General features: G+C 51.5%; 17 protein-coding genes. 3 read left to right on the top strand and 14 right to left on the bottom strand.

Features of this window, described 5'->3' with window-relative positions; all coding sequences use genetic code 11:
* Positions 1-23: 23 nt before the first annotated feature.
* The 13 genes from AB5Y80_RS11050 to rfbB all read right to left on the bottom strand — a co-directional run bounded on the left by AB5Y80_RS11050 (position 24) and on the right by rfbB (position 13,500).
* Positions 24-1,217 (bottom strand): hypothetical protein, encoded by a 1,194-nt coding sequence (locus AB5Y80_RS11050; RefSeq protein ID WP_368172930.1) that lies wholly within the window; start codon positions 1,215-1,217, stop codon positions 24-26.
* Between the two features lie 47 nt (positions 1,218-1,264).
* Positions 1,265-2,326: a hypothetical protein gene (locus AB5Y80_RS11045; protein ID WP_323941040.1), complete on the bottom strand. Its 1,062-nt coding sequence runs from the start codon at positions 2,324-2,326 to the stop codon at positions 1,265-1,267.
* Positions 2,320-3,594 carry a hypothetical protein gene (locus AB5Y80_RS11040; protein ID WP_323941038.1) on the bottom strand — a complete coding sequence of 425 codons (1,275 nt, stop codon included), beginning with the start codon at positions 3,592-3,594 and terminating at the stop codon, positions 2,320-2,322. Before AB5Y80_RS11040 ends, AB5Y80_RS11045 begins: the two co-directional genes overlap by 7 nt.
* A gap of 37 nt (positions 3,595-3,631) precedes the next feature.
* Complete coding sequence (locus tag AB5Y80_RS11035) at positions 3,632-4,402, bottom strand: oxidoreductase (protein ID WP_323941037.1); 771 nt, start codon at positions 4,400-4,402, stop codon at positions 3,632-3,634.
* Positions 4,402-5,091, bottom strand: a complete 690-nt coding sequence (locus AB5Y80_RS11030) for an acylneuraminate cytidylyltransferase family protein (RefSeq protein ID WP_323941035.1) — start codon at positions 5,089-5,091, stop codon at positions 4,402-4,404. The genes AB5Y80_RS11035 and AB5Y80_RS11030 overlap by 1 nt, the downstream gene beginning before the upstream one ends.
* A 23-nt stretch (positions 5,092-5,114) precedes the next feature.
* Positions 5,115-6,086: a Gfo/Idh/MocA family oxidoreductase gene (locus AB5Y80_RS11025; RefSeq protein ID WP_323941034.1), complete on the bottom strand. Its 972-nt coding sequence runs from the start codon at positions 6,084-6,086 to the stop codon at positions 5,115-5,117.
* Positions 6,086-7,147: a nucleotidyltransferase family protein gene (locus tag AB5Y80_RS11020; protein ID WP_368172929.1), complete on the bottom strand. Its 1,062-nt coding sequence runs from the start codon at positions 7,145-7,147 to the stop codon at positions 6,086-6,088. The genes AB5Y80_RS11025 and AB5Y80_RS11020 overlap by 1 nt, the downstream gene beginning before the upstream one ends.
* 12 nt (positions 7,148-7,159) lie before the next feature.
* Entirely contained in the window at positions 7,160-7,801 is a 642-nt protein-coding gene (locus AB5Y80_RS11015) for an acetyltransferase (RefSeq protein ID WP_323941031.1), read from the bottom strand.
* Positions 7,794-8,867, bottom strand: a complete 1,074-nt coding sequence (gene neuB / locus AB5Y80_RS11010) for an N-acetylneuraminate synthase (protein WP_323941030.1) — start codon at positions 8,865-8,867, stop codon at positions 7,794-7,796. Before neuB ends, AB5Y80_RS11015 begins: the two co-directional genes overlap by 8 nt.
* Entirely contained in the window at positions 8,864-10,024 is a 1,161-nt protein-coding gene (gene neuC / locus AB5Y80_RS11005; protein WP_045524096.1) for a UDP-N-acetylglucosamine 2-epimerase, read from the bottom strand. Before neuC ends, neuB begins: the two co-directional genes overlap by 4 nt.
* 2 nt (positions 10,025-10,026) lie before the next feature.
* Positions 10,027-11,169, bottom strand: a complete 1,143-nt coding sequence (locus AB5Y80_RS11000; protein WP_368172928.1) for a LegC family aminotransferase — start codon at positions 11,167-11,169, stop codon at positions 10,027-10,029.
* A gap of 9 nt (positions 11,170-11,178) precedes the next feature.
* Positions 11,179-12,357, bottom strand: coding sequence for a UDP-N-acetylglucosamine 4,6-dehydratase (locus AB5Y80_RS10995; RefSeq protein ID WP_231720316.1), 1,179 nt, complete (start codon positions 12,355-12,357; stop codon positions 11,179-11,181).
* 75 nt (positions 12,358-12,432) lie between these two features.
* Positions 12,433-13,500, bottom strand: a complete 1,068-nt coding sequence (rfbB, locus tag AB5Y80_RS10990; RefSeq protein ID WP_368172927.1) for a dTDP-glucose 4,6-dehydratase — start codon at positions 13,498-13,500, stop codon at positions 12,433-12,435.
* Positions 13,501-14,359: 859 nt separating this feature from the next.
* Between rfbB and AB5Y80_RS10985 the strand changes: the two genes are divergently transcribed.
* Both AB5Y80_RS10985 and AB5Y80_RS10980 read left to right on the top strand, forming a co-directional pair.
* A complete protein-coding gene (locus AB5Y80_RS10985; RefSeq protein WP_041207018.1) occupies positions 14,360-15,034 on the top strand; it encodes a response regulator in 675 nt (224 codons plus the stop codon).
* Positions 15,034-16,416, top strand: a complete 1,383-nt coding sequence (locus AB5Y80_RS10980; RefSeq protein WP_236758723.1) for an ATP-binding protein — start codon at positions 15,034-15,036, stop codon at positions 16,414-16,416. The genes AB5Y80_RS10985 and AB5Y80_RS10980 overlap by 1 nt, the downstream gene beginning before the upstream one ends.
* 369 nt (positions 16,417-16,785) lie before the next feature.
* On the opposite strand, the gene glk is transcribed toward AB5Y80_RS10980, so the two are convergent.
* Positions 16,786-17,754: a glucokinase gene (glk, locus tag AB5Y80_RS10975; protein ID WP_039041241.1), complete on the bottom strand. Its 969-nt coding sequence runs from the start codon at positions 17,752-17,754 to the stop codon at positions 16,786-16,788.
* Between the two features lie 348 nt (positions 17,755-18,102).
* On the opposite strand from glk, the gene AB5Y80_RS10970 reads away from it, so the two are divergent.
* Positions 18,103-18,957, top strand: a complete 855-nt coding sequence (locus AB5Y80_RS10970) for a MurR/RpiR family transcriptional regulator (protein WP_029314760.1) — start codon at positions 18,103-18,105, stop codon at positions 18,955-18,957.
* Positions 18,958-18,991 lie beyond the last annotated feature (34 nt).

The following is an 18,991-nucleotide window of genomic DNA, read 5'->3' as shown; positions in this document are numbered from 1 at the left end:
CAAAAAATAACTACGTAAGCAACTCAAATGATAACAATGAAAACTATAGTTACAGACAAAATCAAAGGAATATAAAGCCGAGAAATGCCTCCATAATCAGGTTCATGGACTGAATAACAAACTAAAGCAGCATAGACCGCATAACAAACATAGGTCACGATAGCTGTTCCCCTTATCCCCCACAACCAGCTGAATGGGTATAATAGCAAAATCGTCATTATTGCGATAACAACTGTAAAAACTGAGATCAGTTTCGTGTTACGCCGATAGAAAAGTATAGAAGAAAAGTAAGTATAAAAGACTAACAGATAGAATCCAGAAGCAATGATAGCCGCAAGAACAAAGACTTTATCATTGTCAAACTTACTAAATAAAGGGGTTATTATTTTAAGGAATATTAGGAATGATAGATATATTGCAGTAATAAATAATATAAATTTTTTATAAAAACCATCTGACTTATACAGTATAAAATCTTTAACTGCAAACTGCGGTAGGGCCAGAGAAAGAGCTGCGTTTACGATTAAAAACAAGGATGCTAAAGAATATGAAAATGAATAAGTACCTAATACCTCAGCATCATAATACCATTTGATGAAGTATCGATCTAAACCAGAACTAATCCACAATGCTAATACATGTGGAAATAAAGTTATTGCAAATAATATATATTTTATCTTCGAACTCAACTCATTATATAAGCGCCCTTTGAAATCAATTAGAGAAAACCTAACTGATGCCCCAATAATCGGAGTATTTGACACTGACAATATAATAAAAAACCATTCTACCCTGAACATCAAGTCATTATAGTTAACCACCGTAAAATATATGACCATCAATATAGAGATGGATATGAATTTTGCCAATGTTATATAAAAAAAATGAGCGTCTCCTAATCTATATCTTATATAGGTAGAATTAACCAAGAATAACGCTTCAGAAATTATAAAAATACAGTAATAAAATATTGTTTTTTCATAGATAAAAGAGAATAAAATACATATAGGAAGGAATGCAAAAAGTAATATAATGTTAAATGGTTTTAGATATGCTACCACCCCAACTAAATCATCATAAACTTCTCTTGCAACGATACTTGAAATATTAAAGCTTAGTATCGACACCATTATAGTTGAAATTGTCAGGTATAATGAAACTTCCCCAAAATCTCGAACAGATAAAAAAGCAGCTAATAATGGCATTAATAGAAACATACCGGCTCTATTCAATCCGGCAGAAACGCCCAATATAAAAAACTTCTTTAAGTTAAACAATTTGATATCATCCCTAATATATCATCTAATGAGCTTTCATCATTCCACCAGACCCCTTTATAACCATAAAACTCATATTCAGTGCCAAGGGTTGACTCTCTACATACAAAGACTTTTGGGCAGGGAAATGAATTACCTATCGAGAGATATTTTTCATCGATGCAATTTAAAACATGACTTACAACTGTGGGATGAGGTCTAAAAATTACGCTAATATTTTTTGCGACAAGACTTTTAAATATATTTATATCTGATTTTAGATAAATTGGATTATTAATTATTAAAACATCACATTTTATTTTTGCGTCAAGATTTAACTTTGGCCTTACATAATCAATATAGGATGGAATGGCTAAGTATATTCTCTTTATAAAAACATCCCTTTCTTTTTCAGAGAAACAAACAAGTTTTTGGGGTGCATGAAGCTTCACGCTAGGAGTAAATGAATTATCCAAGATACCATGTTGAACTACACATGTATTATGCCATTGTTTTGATAACATCACTGTAGCCCAGCGGTCATAATGTGAGCATACGATAAACTGCGTAGAATTTTTCTCCTGTCTATCCAAGGAATAATTAAATAGAATTACTTCAAACGTATTTATAAAATGAAGATGATATTTACGATCTATCGTATGAGCCAATTTATAAAATATATGGCATGAATCTAAGTAGGCATTAAATGCTGTTGTAATCGAACATTTTTTATAAAGATAGTCGTTAATCATCACGCAATCTACCGATCTATCATAACGTAACAATACAACTTTCTGCCTTTCAGAGAAAGCTAAGCCAATACAACCTAACGGTAGTTCTATATTTCTCGCTCTTGTTATTTTCTTAAAAACAAAAAAAGCAAAAAAAGCAAAAAAAACTACAGGCGCAAACAAATATAATATTCTGGCAAAAGATAAAGGTATCTTGTTACGAAATCTGATCACTTTATATATAGATTTATTTTTAAATTCTAGACCACTATTTTCTGACAGCCTTTGGTCTATTGCTATTTCATTTAAAATTGCATTTTTTGCAATATGAATCAGCATATTGTATCTCTGCGCTCAATTCCACGAAAAATGATATAAATACATACTATATATACATAGTTATAAAAATCAGTCCAGAGCAATAAACCACCTCTCAAATGACTTAGCATATAAATAAAGAGGAAAAACCAGATATATTGCAGGATTACTTTTGAGGATTTTACCGACATGGAAAATATAAACGCATTTAAAATTGCATACAATGCCAGCGGTATTAATCCTAACCAAAACCCAAAAGAAATAAGCAAGTCAACCTCAATAGGAAATTGCACTGTAGCACGAATTTCCCAAGCTTTGGGAAAATATATATCGGTATAGTATGCACTCATATCAAAGAATTTATCTTGCCCCGTGTAAAAGTTATAAAACTTATTAAACGGTAAAAATAATGGCGTTATCTCTAATGGTTGATGACCATTGTTAATAATAATTAGCAGCGAATCAAGGGTATCGAAATAATTAAGGGAATAGGATAGCACATCTCCCCAAGTCATCCAGGATGAATTTCTAAAATAATTACCAAGTAAAAATAACAACAGTACAGGTAAAAAAATCTTTATCGCTAAAGGAAGTTCAAGCTTTTTATTAAAGAACGAAGGAAGATATATTAGGAGAAAAAAAGAAATAATTTTTTGCTTGCTACCAATAAAGGGACTAAGAATCAACACAAGTGCCGATACAATAAGTAACACTCTCCAATCATGACGAAACTTTACTCCACAGAGAAAGATGAAAATTGGCAAAGTAAGGATAAATATAAGATATGTTCCACCGGCTCCTTGCCTAGTTAGAAATGCACGGTCTATGTTCGATATCCAGTGCTCAACTCCTCCTGTCTGCATTATATAAAATATTAGAGAAATTATCCAAATAGAAAGTAAGGATATCAATACCACATTCGAAACATCAACTTTCACGACTACAGAATCACTATAAAACTCATTCCGCCGCCTAAGAAAATAAGCTTCAGAAAAATAAGAAAAAGAAATGAGAACGGTAAAGCTCGTGATTATATATATATATGACAATGATACAGCCGGGTCAGAAAATGAAATATCTTTATATCTTAAGGCAAATGCTGGAGCTACTGAAAACCATAATAAATAATAAACAAGTATCATTGTTACCGGGGACAATAAATACTTTGGCTTTAAAATAACTCCTATTACTAAAAAGAAAAAATAAAAATATGAAATATCTAGATTTAAATTTATGTATAATAATGCGAACAAATATAACATTACTACTGCAATAAATTTGACCAGCATTTTAAAAATCTGGGGTTGATACGAGAATCCTAATCCTTTATATAGAGAATCCATCATCCACCACTATATTTTGTCCTGTAATATAACGAGCCCCATCAGATAACAAAAACATTATTGAACAGATAATATCATTAACATCTAACATACCTGCACCATGAGTATGGCTCTTGTATGCCTGGCAAAACGCATCAGGCTGATTATCAAATATCCCACCCGGGCTCACATTGTTCACCCTGAAACGGCTGTCATTGACATATGCTACCGCATACTTGCTCAAATGCTGTATCGCGGATTTGATCGCCGCATACTCGACCGGCATGGTCATTTTGGTATTGTTGTAAATATCAAACTTAGGTGCAACAACACCATATATGGATGAAATATTGACTAATGAAAAGGCTGTTTCATGTGCTTTGAAATAAGACGCACATTGCTGGGTAAACAGGAAAGCACTACCAAGATGGAGTGAAATATTTTCATTGAAACTGGCAAGTGACACATCAAAAAAATGCGCGCCATAGGTTTTGTTTCTCGGATAGGTCGTGTTGACAGCCCCATCCATATGTTCTTGTTGCGCAAAAAATGCCTTGAGGCTTTCCTCACTGGTCACATCCAGCTGTATCAACGTCAGATTGTCGTCTGCCGTATCCACACCCTGAGTGGAAAGACGCTGGGCCATGGCATCGACATTGATATCTGCCGCGATAACTTTGCCGCCTTGGGCAAGAATGGCAGGCACCAGACGAGAGCCCAGCAAGCCGCCGGCACCGGCCACCAGAATGCGTTTTTCGTTCAACAGCTGTTCCATTATTTCTGCTCTCCTACGATAGCTTCTGCCAGTTTGAAGTCGTAAATATCGTCAATATCGACCGCTCGTTCTTTCGGCACCTCGATACTGGTGACTTTCCCCGAGAACAGCCCGTAGTGCTCAAGCACAAAGGCAGGTGTCGTCGCATATACCACTGTCGTGATATCAAAAACCGAAGGCGCATCCTGACGTCGAGCAACATCGCCCGCCGGTTTATTGACCAACTCGACCCAGCCATCCACCGTTTCCTTTACCATGTTGAAATAGGGGCTGCGGTTGGCTGGCGTAACGGAGATACAGATATCGGCATTTTGCTCACGACGTTTGGCAATGGCCGCTTCAACATCACTCACACTGCGCAGCGGGCTGGTTGCCGGCAAGCTGATGAAACCATCGAATGCCCCATAATGCGCGATCGCCCATTCAATGGCATGTCGCCAGGACAGCCACTCCGGGCTGGTGTCTGTCGCCAATTCGGATGGGCGCTCTATAACCACCGCGCCGGATGAGATTGCAACGCTGGCAATGGCAGCATCATCCGTAGAAACAAACACCTGGCTAATCGATGGTGATGCCAGCGCCGTATCGATGGAATATTGCAACAACGGTTTTCCCGCCAATGGACGGATGTTCTTTCCTGGCAACCCTTTTGAGCCGCCCCGGGCGAAAATGAACGCAAAATTTTTCATCTGATTCGAGATCCGGTTAGGTGTTATCGATGATGAGAGAACGCTTTGATTGCTTCGATCAATGCAACCGTTCGAGTGGCGTCATCGATAGAGATGCTGTGATGCTTGGCACCCTGAATAAGATTGACAAAATCGGCAATCATGCCGAGGTACATCTGGTTTTTATCCCAGGCGGGCTCACAATGAATGACCTCAATACCGTTGGCCGAGATCAAGGAGACCGAATTTTGGATCAGGTCCCATTCCAACGTACCTTCACTGCCAATGACGCGGCATTTGCGATGTGCTTTTCGTTGGAGAAAATCCAGATGAACCGTGGCAATGGCGCCCGTTTTGTCGCCAAGCATGATATCGGCCATGTCCTCAACCGACAGGCCAAGCTCTTCGGAAGAAGACAAGCTCGCGTATTTGACTTGAAGTGGTCCAAGCAGCCACTGGATATAATCGAACTCGTGACTGAGCTCCAGCAACACCCCTCCCCCCAACTCTGCACGAGCAGAAACGCTGTGCCGAAAATCTTTGCTGGGGCGCCAATCAGGCAGGTATTGCCCGGTTTCAACCTGAACATGGTAGCAGCGGCCCACTTTCTGCTCAGTCAACAGATCTTTCATGAGCATGGCCGACGGTAAATAACGCAGGCAATATCCGACAGCCACCGGAGTATTGTGCTCATGGCTGGTAGCCTGAATGGCCTCACAATCGGCAAGTGATGCCGCCAGGGGTTTTTCAATCAAAACGGGAATGCCCGCTTTTATCAGAGGGATGGCATGGGCAGCATGCAAGGTCGCAGGGGACGCGATGATAGCAAAATCAATGCGATGCTGGATAAGTTCCTCTACTGAAGAGACGAGTACATCACAATCACTGATATCCCCTGCGGCAGCCTGACCACTGGCTGACATGGCGTAGATGGAAGCGGATGGATAAAGGTGCTTTAAGTTTCTTCTGTGGCGAACCGAGATATTACCGAGGCCAACGACAGCAATACGTTTCATTATGAGAGTAGCCCCAGTGAAGATATATCCGATTGAGCACGATTGAAGTCTTCCATGCGACCGATATCCAACCAGTATTCATGAATAGGAAACATCAAGACTTGCTTATTTTTATTCATATGTTGTTCAAGCAGAGTTGGCATATCAATGCGTTCCCCTTTGGCCACAGATTGCACGACATGAGGTGCAACAACATAAATCCCGGCATTGACAAAGAAATGATGGACCGGCTTTTCAATCATGCTGGTGATCTTGTTTCCCTCACCCGTGATGACGCCGTAGGGAATTTGGTAATCATATTCACGCACACACATGGTGGCATCAGCACCGTTTTCCACATGAAAATCGAGCAGACGATTGAAATCCACTGTGGTCAGCACGTCGCCATTGATCATGATAAGCGGCAGGGCAGGGATGTCGCCGGGCAGCAGACCCAGGGCACCACCGGTTCCCAGCGGGGTCTCTTCATAGACGTAACGAATATTGGCCCCCCAGGCTGAACCATCACCAAAATAATTAGTGATCTGCTCGGGCATATAGTGGGTGGAGATGTAGATGTTCTTGAAGCCAGCCTTGAGGAACTGGTTGAGCAGGGTCTCCAGTATCGGCTTGTCGCCCACCTTGAGCATGGGCTTGGGGCAATTGTCGGTCAGCGGGCGCAGCCGGGTACCAAATCCCCCCGCCATGATGAAGACGGGATTGTCATAGCTCGGTGCTTGCGCCGCCTGCTCCCAGGTTTCCAGCCCAATCAGCTTGCCCGCATCGTCGACCACCGGCAGGGAAAGAACGCTTCGCGCTCGCATGGTTTCCAGCAACTGCGCACGGGTCAGTTTGGCCGAGACAGTGATGGGGGTGGGGTTCATCACGGCTGTGACGCTTTGCGTCAGGGAGACATTGTTCAGGATGGCGCGGCGAACATCGCCATCGGTCACGACGCCCAGCAAGTGCCGCGCGTCATCCACGACCAAGCAAACCCGCAGTGCCTCTTCATTGATCACGGCCAGGGCATCACGCACTGAGTGTGCCGGCGACAACACCACTTTTTCCCAATTTTTGCTCATCCAATCCATCCTTTACTGCTTGATAGGCATCACGCTGCCCCGGGCAACGTATGCAATCTGCTTTTCTCCAAGAGGGCGCGTCAGCGTGGCGCCAGCCCCGACCACGGCATCAGAGCCAATTGATATGCTCTGGATCACGGCAGCTCCCGTACCGATATGGACTCTCTCACCCGTTACCACACCGCCGGATAACACGGCGCCCGGTGCGACGTGATTGTCGCCTCCCAGATGGCAGTCGTGATCCACGATGGCGCCACTATTGATGATGCTGTTGGCACCTATCCGGGTACCCGCCTGAATGATGGCCCCCGCCATGACCTGGGCACCCTCTTCCAGCACGGCGTAGTCAGAGACCATGGCCTGTGCGCTGACGACGCTTGCAAAGCGGTAACCAAGGGCGCGATAACGGGCAAACAGCGTGGCGCGCAGCGGGTTGCCCGGCAGGGAGCCGATGCCATTGACCAACACCACCTCATCCGGATGGTGGGTCAGTATTTCCTCGTCATGCCAGAGGGGAATATCAGCCAGCGTGGCGCGCGCTGTACCTGCGGCGGGCGCAACCAGGGCGATGGGAACCACTCCCTGGCTGCGCAGCATGTCGACCAGCACCGAGGCGTGCCCCCCTGCCCCGAGGACGATGACCGGTTTATTCACGGATAGGCTCACCCGCCTGATAGGCACGTTTGGCCGGTTGCCCCAGGAGCTGCCAGTAGGCATAGGGGCTCATTCCATCGCCTGGGCGCTTGATGGCGAGGTTGTCGGCACAGAGGATGACGCCCTCCTCAATGTCGCAGGCAGCGACCAGGCTCTTGCGTGCGATCTCCTTGTTCTTGATCTCGCTCGGGCGAGGCCCTTTGATGCCGTCTCCCAGTGCCAGTTCCACATCGCGGATCCCTTTCACCATGGCGGCCAGTTCATCGGGTTCAAGAGAAGCCTTGTGATCAGGCCCTTCCATGTTGCGGTCCAGCGTGAAGTGCTTCTCGATGAGGCAGGCTCCACGGGCGACTGCCGCCACCGGGATGGTGATGCCCTGGCTGTGATCCGAATAACCGACCGGCAACCGGAAGGCGTGCGACAGGGTATCCATGGCTTTGAGGTTGATATCCACCATGGGCGCCGGATACTCGGTCGTGCAATGCAGCAGGGTTACCTTGTTGGCCAAAGCGGCCTGACCAGCCTCGCTGGCATAGGCAGCCATGAAGGCGGCCTCACCGGGCTGCGCATCCTGCGGCGCGGTCAATCCGAAGGCTATCACCCCCAGGGCCGCCTCCACTTCTGCCAACGTGGCCATACCGGTCGAGACGATCAATTCGCAACCGGTGCGAGCATGGGCCAGTACGAAAGGCGCATTGGTCAGTTCCCCGGACGGGATCTTGAGGGTCTGCAACTTCAACCGGTTCACCAGAAAGTCCAGGCTCTCGGTATCGAAGGCGGTAGACAGAAACGCGATACCGAGAGACTCGCAATGGGCGATCAGACGAAGATGGGCATCGAACGAAAGCTCAAGGCGGGAGAGCATGGCAAACTGGCTCTCTTCCTTGCCGGTGTTGGCGGTTTGATAAGCAGCCTGCTTGGCCTGGCGGGTCACCAGATTGGCCGCCTTAAAGGTCTGAAACTTGACGACATCGACGCCTGCCCGGTGGGCAGCATCGATCAGTGCCACGGCGAGTGCTTCGTCGCCATTATGGTTGACGCCGGCTTCGGCGATGATGCGGATCATGGCGACGGACTCCTGTCGAGATCATGGAACTGTTTGATGGTGGGGATGGCAAAATGCTTCAGACGTGCCACGATTTGGCCGCTGGCGTCCCCTGCACCATAAGGATTGACATAAGCATCCGGGCCCATAGGCTGCAAGGCCTTGGCAATGCATTGCGTAATGGCCTCAGCCTTCGCGTCGCAATGAAGCACACTCTTCGCCGCCAAGCGCCCTTGTTGGCGTTGGCCGATATTGATGGTCGGGACACCCAGAGAAGGCACTTCGATGATGCCGCTCGACGAGTTGCCGATCACGGCGGCACAGTGTTTCACCGCGCTCAGATAACGTCTGTAACCCAAAGACGGGATGGCCAGCACGCGTGCAGGATTGGCTGTCGCATACTGCTCAAGCAGTGGAATGATGGCTCGACCACCGTCATCTGCATTCGGGTACGTCAGGATAACCTGATGGTCGGGATAGTTATCCAACGCCGCCAGCAAGGCACTGAAACTCTCCCTGGCCGGTTCATCGGCCAGAGTCACGGGGTGATAGGTCACCACGAAGAACGGTGAGTCCAACGTAAACCCAAGAGAGGATTGCAGCTCGTCCATGGACAGCAGCGGTGTCTTGATGATGTGGTCCAGACCGACGGCACCCACGTTGAATACCCGTTCAGGCGCCTCCCCCAACTGAATGACTCGCTGTCGATAGGGCTCGGCGGCCGTGAAGTGCAGGTAGCTCAACTTGGTAATGGCATGGCGAATGGCGTCGTCATAAGCCCCCTCGGTGATCTCGCCACCATGGAGGTGTGCTACCGGTATGCGCTGCAACATGGCCGCCTGGGCTGCCGCCAGCGCTTCAAAGCGATCCCCCAGGATCACCAGCACATCCGGTTGCAACCGGGCCAATGCATCTGCCAGCCCGAGCAAGGCCACGCCCATGCTTTTGACCACCCCCACAGAGGTATCGGAGGAGAGCAGCATCTCGATGCGCTCATCGATCTTGAAGCCATCCTGCTCTATCTGCTGATAGGTCAGGCCGAACTCGGGGGACAAGTGCGTACCCGAGACGATCAGCTTGAGCTCCAGGTCGGGATCCGCGGCAATGTCTTTCATCAACCAATAGAGCAGCCCGTATTCGGCGCGAGTACCGGTAAAGACGGCAATGGTGTTGGCCATGTTCAGACCTCGACAGGCGAGCTGGGCAGGTTGATCAGATGGGCTTCCAACCATTCGGCATTGTTAAGCTCCCCACGCAAGGCATGAGAGAACATGGGCAGGCGATGCATCAGTTTCCATACAGGCCGGGTCATGACACCAGCCTTGTTCAGCTCGGTCAGCAACGTATCCCGTTGGGTCTGATCTTCACAGACAATCGCATTGAGCCAGTAGTTGGAGCGTCCATAAGAAGGCTCGGTCACAAACTGGCATGCTTGTCCCTTGAAGAACTCGGCATAGTGCATGGCAAGCGCCCGCTTTTGCGCCAGGAATTGCGGCAGGGCTTCCATCTGGGCACATCCGAGGGCCGCATTCAGATTGGGCATCCGGTAGTTAAAACCGGGTTCATCATGATAGAACTCGAACGGATGGGGTACCTTGGCGGTGGTGGTAATGTGCTTGGTGCGCGCCCCCTGTTCGGCATTCTGGCAGAGCACCATGCCACCACCACCCGTGGTGATGATCTTGTTGCCATTGAAGCTCAGGGCGGAAAACGCACTCAGCGTCCCCGTGTGTTTGCCTTTGTAGTAGGAACCCAGGCTCTCGGCAGCATCTTCCACCAGGGCGATGCCCCAGGCCTCGCACACGGCCTGAAGTTCATCGAGCTCAACCGGATGACCAAAGGTGTGCATGGGCACGACGGCTTTGAGGCGGCGTCCGCTTGCCTTGTGGATGGCACCTGTTTCGGTGCGAGACGCATGCTCTTCCAGCCAGTTGGCCAGGGCAACGGGACACAGACCCAGGCTCTGGCGTGATACATCGACGAACACGGGTTCTGCGCCCATATGATATAAGGCATTGCAGGTCGCCACAAAGGTCAGGGGCTGGGTGATCACCAGATCCCCTGCCTGCACACCTGCCATGTAGAGCGCGATATGCAGCGCCGCCGTGCCATTCATGGTGGCAACGGCACGGGCTGAACCGGTAAAGGTGGCTATTTTCTGCTCGAACTGCTCAACATAGGCACCGACACTGGAAACGAAGGTGCTTTCGAGGGTATCGAGCACATATTGACGTTCATTGCCGGCAAAGGTCGGGGCGTGAAGAGGGATGAAGTCATCGGTTTTGTAGGTATCACGAATAAAACGTATCAATTGAGTATGCATACCGACTCCTTACATCTTGCCGTCGAGATATTTGCCCGTTTCTTTGTGACCAAAATCCGGGATCATGGCGAAGAACAACTCGACGATCTCTTTCTTGTCCCAGGCGCGTTTTGTTTTCATGGCTGCAATGGTCTGCTCGAAATGGTTGAGCAGATCATTCTGATATGAGGGTTCATTCTTGATGATGCCCAGGTTCTCGAACCGGGCCATATCCAGCACTTCCTTGTCCGTGAAGAACTCTTCGAAGTCTTTTTCACCCGTGGTATCACTCTCGGTAAACAGGCAGGGCCACATCCCCTGCTCGGGCAGGCTCGCCATCAAGGCTCTGGCTTCATCCTCGTCCTTGCACAGATGCGGCTTGTAACCATGCTGCTCCAGATACTTCACGGCGATTTCGGCGAAGGTAATCAGGTGCAGGGATTCGCTGAGCTTGGGGAAGAAGATATCCCTGTTCTCACCAAAGATGCAGGACATCAGGCACAGCTCACCGGACTCCTGGGGGGTCACGAAGTAGCGTTTGATGTCGTTGGGGGCGACGATGGGCTGACGCTTTTGCAAGCGCTGGTTGAAGCCATGCAGCAAGGAGCCATCGGAGAAGGCCACGTTGGCAAAGCGCGCGGTTGAAATGGCAATCTGTTCGCTGCGGCGCATCAGGAACATCTCCATGATGCGCTTGGACGCCCCCATCATGTTGACCGGATTGGCCGCCTTGTCCGTCGAAACACAGAAATACTTTTTCACTCCCATGTCGATGGAGTGCTGGATGGTTTTGTCCGTGTTGAAGACGTTGACATCGATCATGCGCATCAACGTGAAAGGATCTTTCTCGCTGCGTACATGTTTGAGCGCAGAAAGATTGAGCACGTAATCATAGGCGCCGTCAGCTTTGATAAAGGCGTCATATTCAATGGAGCCGATATCCAGGGCGAACGTCTGGAAATCACCATCGATATACCCGAACGAGCTGCGGATATCGCGCACCAGCTCGACCATGTTGTTCTCGCTGATATCGACCACATGCAATTTACGTGGATTTCTCTTGAAGATCTCTTTGGTTACCGCCTGGCCAATAGAACCGGCGCCACCAAGCACAAGAAAACGGGACTGGCTGACGATATCAGACAGCTGTTGCTCATTTTTGCCGATGTCATCAACGAACAGGTCTTTATTACGACCAATGAGACTCAAAATATTACTCTTCATATAAAAGATACCAATCTCAAGTTCAGTCCACGCAGGACGTGCAATATATCAATGATAAATTCAATCAATGTCGCGCATTTGCGAGAGATGCCAGGTAATCGTCTTGGACAATCCTGACTCAAAACTCTCCTGCGGCAACCATTTCAATTCAGTGGCTATTTTGCCAGCATCAATGGCGTAACGACGGTCATGGCCGGGCCTGTCGGCCACATGGGTAATTTGATCCCGATAGCTTTTCACCCTTTCCCCGGGCTTTTCTCCCTCAAGAGGAGATGGGGACAAGGGGACCAGTTCGTCGAGCAGATCGCAGATGGTCTGCACCACCTCCAGATTGCGCTTCTCATTGTGGCCCCCGATGTTGTAGGTCTCTCCCACTCGCCCTTTGGTCAGCACCAGCAACAGTGCTCTGACATGATCCTCCACATAGAGCCAGTCGCGGATCTGGTCTCCCCGGCCATAAAGCGGGATGGGCTTGCCAGCCAGGGCGTGGGCGATCGTTTGTGGAATCAGTTTTTCCGCATGTTGCCAGGGCCCGTAATTGTTCGCGCAGTTGGTCACCAGCACGGGCAGCCCGTACGTTCGGTGCCAGGCGCGCACCAGATGATCGCTCGATGCCTTGGCGGCAGAGTAGGGGCTGCTCGGCGCATACGAGGTGGTTTCGGTGAAAAACGGCAGCGCCGCTCCGGAAGTCAACTCATCCGGATGGAGCAAATCGCCGTATACCTCGTCGGTGGAGACATGATGGAAGCGAAATGCTGCCTTGCGCACCTCGTCCAGATCGTTCCAATAGGCGCGTGTCGCTTCCAGCAACATATAGGTGCCGACGATATTGGTCTGGATAAAATCGGCAGGGCCTGTGATGGAGCGATCAACGTGGCTCTCGGCGGCCAGATGCATTACGGCATCGGGTTGGTGGGTTGTAAAGACCCTGTCCACTTCAACGCGATTGCAGATGTCGACCTGCTCGAACACATAACGATCGCTTGTGGATACAGACGCCAGAGATGCCGGGTTCGCCGCATAGGTCAGCTTGTCCAGATTGACAACTGAGTCCCGGGTATGCCGGATGATATGGCGGACAACGGCAGAACCGATAAAGCCGGCACCACCGGTAACAAGAATTTTCATATCAGTGGGTGTTCATGCATGGTCAGTGAATAGCTGAGGCAGGCAAGGCCATACTTGTATGACCAGTATTCGAGGTCAATATTGCCTGAGAAAACCACGACAGCCAGAAGCTGGCAACTGTGTTAGCTACCGCCCTTGGGTTACAGCTCCCAACATGCTGCTTTTAACCTGATTGTCCGTGCTGTTGGCCATCACATCCTCCAGCTTCTTGTTTTGATTGATGTTTAACAATGTTGTCGCATTACATTGCACACCCAGGCAGTCCGCAGCCTGCATTGCTCACATCTTGGGCAATCTGCGCCCCAAACCCGATTCGGGGTCAGATTCTATCTTGTTTAACCCAAAGATGAACAGTCAAAACAATAGGAAAGCGCCTATTGAAATCAGGATTCAAAAAAAACCATTCATGTGATACTGCCCTCCGTGAATCCACTCAGCCGTTGCCGGGGATTGCCCTGCTTTGTTCCAGCATCCAGGCCAGGGAATGTAAACATGTTTAATTTCAAACAATTAAATTCATACCTCAAGCGCTTGCAGGCACTCGGGGATGGCTTGACGCCAGCAAGGCCCCCCGCCCCTGTGTACCGACAGGCTGAAAGCGGCAAGCCGCTTGTGCGATAAGAATGGTCGCGACCAGCCCCTGCACCGGCTCTGACCCTCAACACCCAGAAACCGGCAGGCACGGATAGCGAGCCTGAACACGAGGCTGATGACACAGCGTTGCATCATGGGAAATGCATGAGGAAAGAAGACAGGGATGATTCAGTCCCGATACAGCGGGGTCAGGTAGGATCCGGATTGACTCTCCCTCTTGTTGACCCTCTAATTGACAGCCTGGACCCTCATCATCATGCATCTTATGAAAATCCTACTGGTTGAAGACGACAAGCTGCTCAATCACCACCTCTCCACCCTGTTGACCGAGGCCCAGAACCAGGTTTACAGCACGGACAATGCCCAGGTGGCGCTACACTACGCAGCCGACTACCCCATCGATGTCGCCATCATCGATCTAGGCCTGCCTGACATGGATGGCCTTCAGCTCATCACCCGCCTGCGCGAGCAGCAGATCCCCTTTCCCATCATTGTGCTGACGGCCAGAGGCAACTGGCAGGACAAGGTGGAAGGACTGGAGGCCGGGGCGGACGACTACCTGGTCAAACCCTTCCAGAAGGACGAGCTGCTGGCCCGCCTCAATGCGCTGGTACGCCGCAGCGCCGGCTTCATCTCCCCCAGAGTGAAGGCGGGTGACTACGAGCTGGATCTCTCCCGCAAGGAGCTGACCATCGCCGGCGAGGTCACCGTGCTGACCAGTTTCGAATATCTGATCCTGGAATACCTGATGCGAAATGCCCGTCAGGTGGTCTCCAAACAGCAGTTGCTGGATCAGCTCTATGGGGATGGTGAAGGGGATCCCAACACCATCGAGGTGATGGTGAGCCGGCTTCGCAAAAAACTGGATCCGGAAGGGAGCATCCAGCCCATCTCCACCATCCGCCGCCAGGGCTACATCTTCAACCTCGCCTGCAGCTGATGCGCCTTGCCATGATGCATCCCCTGACCCTGATCCGCCGCTCCCTGCACCTCAAGCTGATGCTGAGTGCCATGCTGGTCATCGCGCTCATCATGGCCTTCTCCGTCTACATCCTCTACCTCGGCCATGCCGAGGAGCAGGCCCAGAAAGCCAGTGTCCGCATGCAGGAGAACCTCTCCAAGCTGTTCTCGTCCAAGCAGCCGGAGCCCCATGCCATGACGGATCTTGGCAAGCTCACCCCGGATGCCATCGACCCCAATCTCGATACCCTGATCTGCCGCGCCGACGGGGAGCTGAGCTGGTCCAGCCTCCACATGCCGGAGGTGGTCTCCATCAAGGAGACCATCTGCCGGGATCTGATGAGATACCTAGGGGGACTGGATCAGGACTATTTCTTCAAGCTGCATACCATCAAGAACGGCGAGAGCTACTTCATCTACAGCCTGCGTTTCCTGCGCAATCATGGCGCTGGCCCCACCACCTACTACGTGGTGATGGTCGATTCCGCCAGGCGCTATCAGGCCCAGACCCGCGATTACCTCTACCGCTGCATTCGCCAGGCGCTGCTCGCCTACTGTCTGCTGGGCGCCCTGTTGCTGCTCACCAGTTTCTGGAGCCTCTCCTCCCTGCGTACCATGGCACGCCAGATTGACGAGATCCGCGCCGGTACGCGAGAGGCACTGTCAAACGACTACGAGCGCGAGCTGACCCCCCTGACAAGCTCGGTCAACCAATTGCTGGAGAACGAACGCCAGCAGACCCAGCGCTACCAGCACGCCCTCAACGATCTCGCCCACAGCCTGAAAACCCGGCTGGCGCTCATCCAGATCACCGCCCAGGAGCTCAAGCTCGGCCACGACATCCATGACAACATCAATGAACAGATCACCACCATGGATCAGATCATCCAGTACCAGTTGCGCCGCGCCGTCACCGGACGAAAGCGCCTCGCGAGCAAGGGCACCGAACCGGTTCCCCTCATTGAGAAGCTGCTGGCCAGTCTCGCCAAGGTCTATCGCCACAAGAAGCTGCAGACCGGCTTCCAGTTTGACGATGATGTCTTCTTCCACGGCGAGCAGGGCGATCTGATGGAGCTGATGGGCAACCTGCTGGACAACGCCTGCAAATTCGCCATCAACGAGATCCGGGTTCATGTCCGCCACCGGGAGAGGGGTCTGCTCATCGTGGTGGAAGACGACGGCCCCGGCATCGCCCCCGGCAAATCGCAGCAGATCTTCCAGCGCGGCGTGCGGGCTGACAGCTCCCCCGGCCAGGGGATTGGCCTCGCCGTGGTGACCGAAATCGTGCACAGCTACGGCGGCGAGATCCGGGTGGATGACTCCCCGCTCGGCGGCGCGAGATTCCACATCACCCTCCCCTGACAGCGCAGGAGCCAGTACCTGGCTCCTGCCGCATTCGGGCATTGCCATCCCGGTGCTTTCTCTGTCTCACGCCTCACTCCTTATGCTTCGACCAGGCCAAGCACATGGCAGCGAGGCTGACGAGCTTGCCCCCCCATCAGAAGCTGGCCTGCCGCTCCCCTCAGCCCCATGCTCGCGCAGAAACGACAGGCATAAAAAAACCGGCCGCGAGGGCCGGTAAAACAGTTCAGGCTTGTCAGGTGACAATGCGCACCCAGCGGATGAAGACCGGTTTCAATTCCCTATGAAGCCCCGTCCTCTTGAGTACGTAGGTTCACTTTACGCCCCGGTCACTGAATCGGGACTGAACCATGTTCACCCTGGCAAGGCTCAGAGACGGATCCCGAGGGACTGGCGCAGATAAGCCCCTGCCCCGAGCAGCCCCGGCCCTTCATGGGTGATGAGGAAGACCGGAATGTCTTTGAGATAAGGCTTGAAGCGCCCCTTGTCCTCGAAGGCGACCCGAAAGCCCGATCCGATGAAGAACTCCTGGAAGCGCGGCACTATGCCACCGGCGATGTAGACACCGCCGAAGGTGCCCATGTTGAGGGCCAGGTTGCCGGCAAAGCGGCCCATGAGCACGCAGAACAGGCTCAAGGTGCGACGACAATCGAGGCAATCCCCCGCCAGCGCGCGCTCGGTGATGTCCTTGGGGGCAAAGGGTTCGGGCTCGCGGCCATCGGATTTGACCAAGCCGCGATAGAGATTGACGAGCCCGGGGCCCGAGAGGAAACGCTCCGCCGACACATGGCCCAGCTCGCCGCGCATCACCTGCAGCACCGCATCTTCCTCTTCCGTGTTGGCGGCGAAGTCCACGTGACCGCCCTCACCCGGCAAGCTCAGCCACTGCTCACCGGCCTGCACCAGGTGGGCAACGCCAAGGCCGGTCCCTGCGCCATAGATGGCGATGGGCTTGCCGGCGACTGGGGCCGCGCCCCCGAGCTGGATGCGATCGCTCTCGCCGAGCACGGGCACCGCCATGGAGACGGCAGTGAAATCGTTGATCACCTGCAGGCGCGCAAGGCCGAGGTTGGCCTGCATCTCGCGGATGGAGAACTCCCAGCTGTGGTTGGTCATGGCGACCCAGTCACCATTGATGGGACAGGCGATGGCGATGCACGCCTCGCCCACGGTGGCATCGTGCTCTTCGAGATAGAGGCGCACCACGGCCTCCAGGCTGGGATGGGCCAGCCCCGAATAGGTTTTTGCCTGGGAAATGGCGCCCGTCGCCAGTTCGCAGAGGGCCAGCCGGGCATTGGTACCGCCAACGTCGCCCACCAGCGCATGGGTATGCTGCATAACAAACTCCTTCGTTACCGACTCGGGGCGGCCCTTACCGTCCCGACATTATTATTTGGCTGCAATACTACTCGAGCCCGCAGCCGGGCTGCGCGATTTATGCAGACAAGTGTGCGCCCGCTCACAGTGTTGTTGCTTTGCAACATTTGTAAGCGTTTTCAAGACGCAAATGGAAGTTTGCAACTAAAAACACGAAATAATTAGACATGAGTCATACTTTGCAGGGCCGAGATTAGTTCCGATAAGCGCTTGTCTTGTATAGTCATCGCGGAGACTGGAAACCTGCTTGAGCTGTGAATTTAGTGCACAGACACTGAAGTTAAATTACAAAAATGCCTGGTGGTAATGATGAATACCCTCGATAAAATTACGAACAATCTGGAAAGTTTCAGTAAATCAGAGCGTAAGGTGGCTGAAGTGATCCTGGCCTCACCCCAGACCGCCATTCACTCCAGCATTGCTACCCTGGCCAAGCTGGCCGATGTGAGCGAACCGACCGTCAACCGTTTCTGCCGTCGCCTCGATACCAAGGGTTTCCCCGATTTCAAGCTGCACCTCGCCCAGAGCCTGGCCAACGGCACCCCTTATGTGAACCGCCACGTGGAAGCGGAAGACGGCCCGGATACCTATACCGCCAAGATCTTCGAATCCACCATGGCCTGCCTCGATGCCGCCAAGAACAGCCTGGACATCTCGGCCATCAACCGCTGCGTCGATATTCTGACCCAGTCCAAGAAGATCAGCTTCTTTGGTCTGGGCGCCTCCTCCGCCGTCGCCCGGGATGCCCAGAACAAGTTCTTCCGCTTCAATATCCCCGTGGTGAGCTTCGATGACATCGTCATGATGCGCATGAGCTGCATCAACAGCAGCGAAGGGGACGTGGTGGTCCTCATCTCCCACACCGGCCGCACCAAGGCCCTGGTGGAAATTGCCGCGCTGGCCCGGGAAAACGATGCCACCGTCATCGGCATGACCGCCAAGGACTCTCCCCTGGCCCGCGAATGCAACCTGGTGCTCTCCATGGACGTGCCGGAAGACACCGACGTCTACATGCCCATGGCCTCGCGCATCGCCCAGCTCGCCCTGGTGGACGTGCTAGCCACCGGTTTCACCCTGCGCCGTGGCATGAAATTTCGCGAAAACCTGAAGAAAGTCAAAGAAGGTTTGCGCGAATCCCGCTTTGATACCCCGCACTCCTCCTGATCATTCGGGGGTCCGCCCCCGACTGTCTATGCCA

It is taken from the genome of Aeromonas sp. R2-1 (assembly GCF_040908425.1).
Lineage (GTDB): Bacteria > Pseudomonadota > Gammaproteobacteria > Enterobacterales > Aeromonadaceae > Aeromonas > Aeromonas caviae.
Note: the sequence above shows the minus strand (reverse complement) of the source record. Positions and strands in the feature narration are given on the sequence as shown.

Excerpts from the sequence above, each read along its gene's own strand:
- AB5Y80_RS11040 (WP_323941038.1), bottom strand. The coding sequence starts at position 3,594 with ATGCTGGTCAAATTTATTGCAGTAGTAATGTTATATTTGTTCGCATTA.
- glk (WP_039041241.1), bottom strand. The coding sequence starts at position 17,754 with ATGCAGCATACCCATGCGCTGGTGGGCGACGTTGGCGGTACCAATGCC.
- AB5Y80_RS11025 (WP_323941034.1), bottom strand. The coding sequence starts at position 6,086 with ATGAAACGTATTGCTGTCGTTGGCCTCGGTAATATCTCGGTTCGCCAC.
- AB5Y80_RS11045 (WP_323941040.1), bottom strand. The coding sequence starts at position 2,326 with ATGCTGATTCATATTGCAAAAAATGCAATTTTAAATGAAATAGCAATA.
- neuB (WP_323941030.1), bottom strand. The coding sequence starts at position 8,867 with ATGATCCGCATCATCGCCGAAGCCGGCGTCAACCATAATGGCGACGAA.
- neuC (WP_045524096.1), bottom strand. The coding sequence starts at position 10,024 with ATGGCCAACACCATTGCCGTCTTTACCGGTACTCGCGCCGAATACGGG.
- AB5Y80_RS11050 (WP_368172930.1), bottom strand. The coding sequence starts at position 1,217 with ATGTTTCTATTAATGCCATTATTAGCTGCTTTTTTATCTGTTCGAGAT.
- AB5Y80_RS10980 (WP_236758723.1), top strand. The coding sequence starts at position 15,034 with ATGCGCCTTGCCATGATGCATCCCCTGACCCTGATCCGCCGCTCCCTG.
- AB5Y80_RS11000 (WP_368172928.1), bottom strand. The coding sequence starts at position 11,169 with ATGCATACTCAATTGATACGTTTTATTCGTGATACCTACAAAACCGAT.
- AB5Y80_RS10970 (WP_029314760.1), top strand. The coding sequence starts at position 18,103 with ATGAATACCCTCGATAAAATTACGAACAATCTGGAAAGTTTCAGTAAA.
- AB5Y80_RS11035 (WP_323941037.1), bottom strand. The coding sequence starts at position 4,402 with ATGGAACAGCTGTTGAACGAAAAACGCATTCTGGTGGCCGGTGCCGGC.
- rfbB (WP_368172927.1), bottom strand. The coding sequence starts at position 13,500 with ATGAAAATTCTTGTTACCGGTGGTGCCGGCTTTATCGGTTCTGCCGTT.
- AB5Y80_RS11020 (WP_368172929.1), bottom strand. The coding sequence starts at position 7,147 with ATGAGCAAAAATTGGGAAAAAGTGGTGTTGTCGCCGGCACACTCAGTG.
- AB5Y80_RS10985 (WP_041207018.1), top strand. The coding sequence starts at position 14,360 with ATGAAAATCCTACTGGTTGAAGACGACAAGCTGCTCAATCACCACCTC.
- AB5Y80_RS11030 (WP_323941035.1), bottom strand. The coding sequence starts at position 5,091 with ATGAAAAATTTTGCGTTCATTTTCGCCCGGGGCGGCTCAAAAGGGTTG.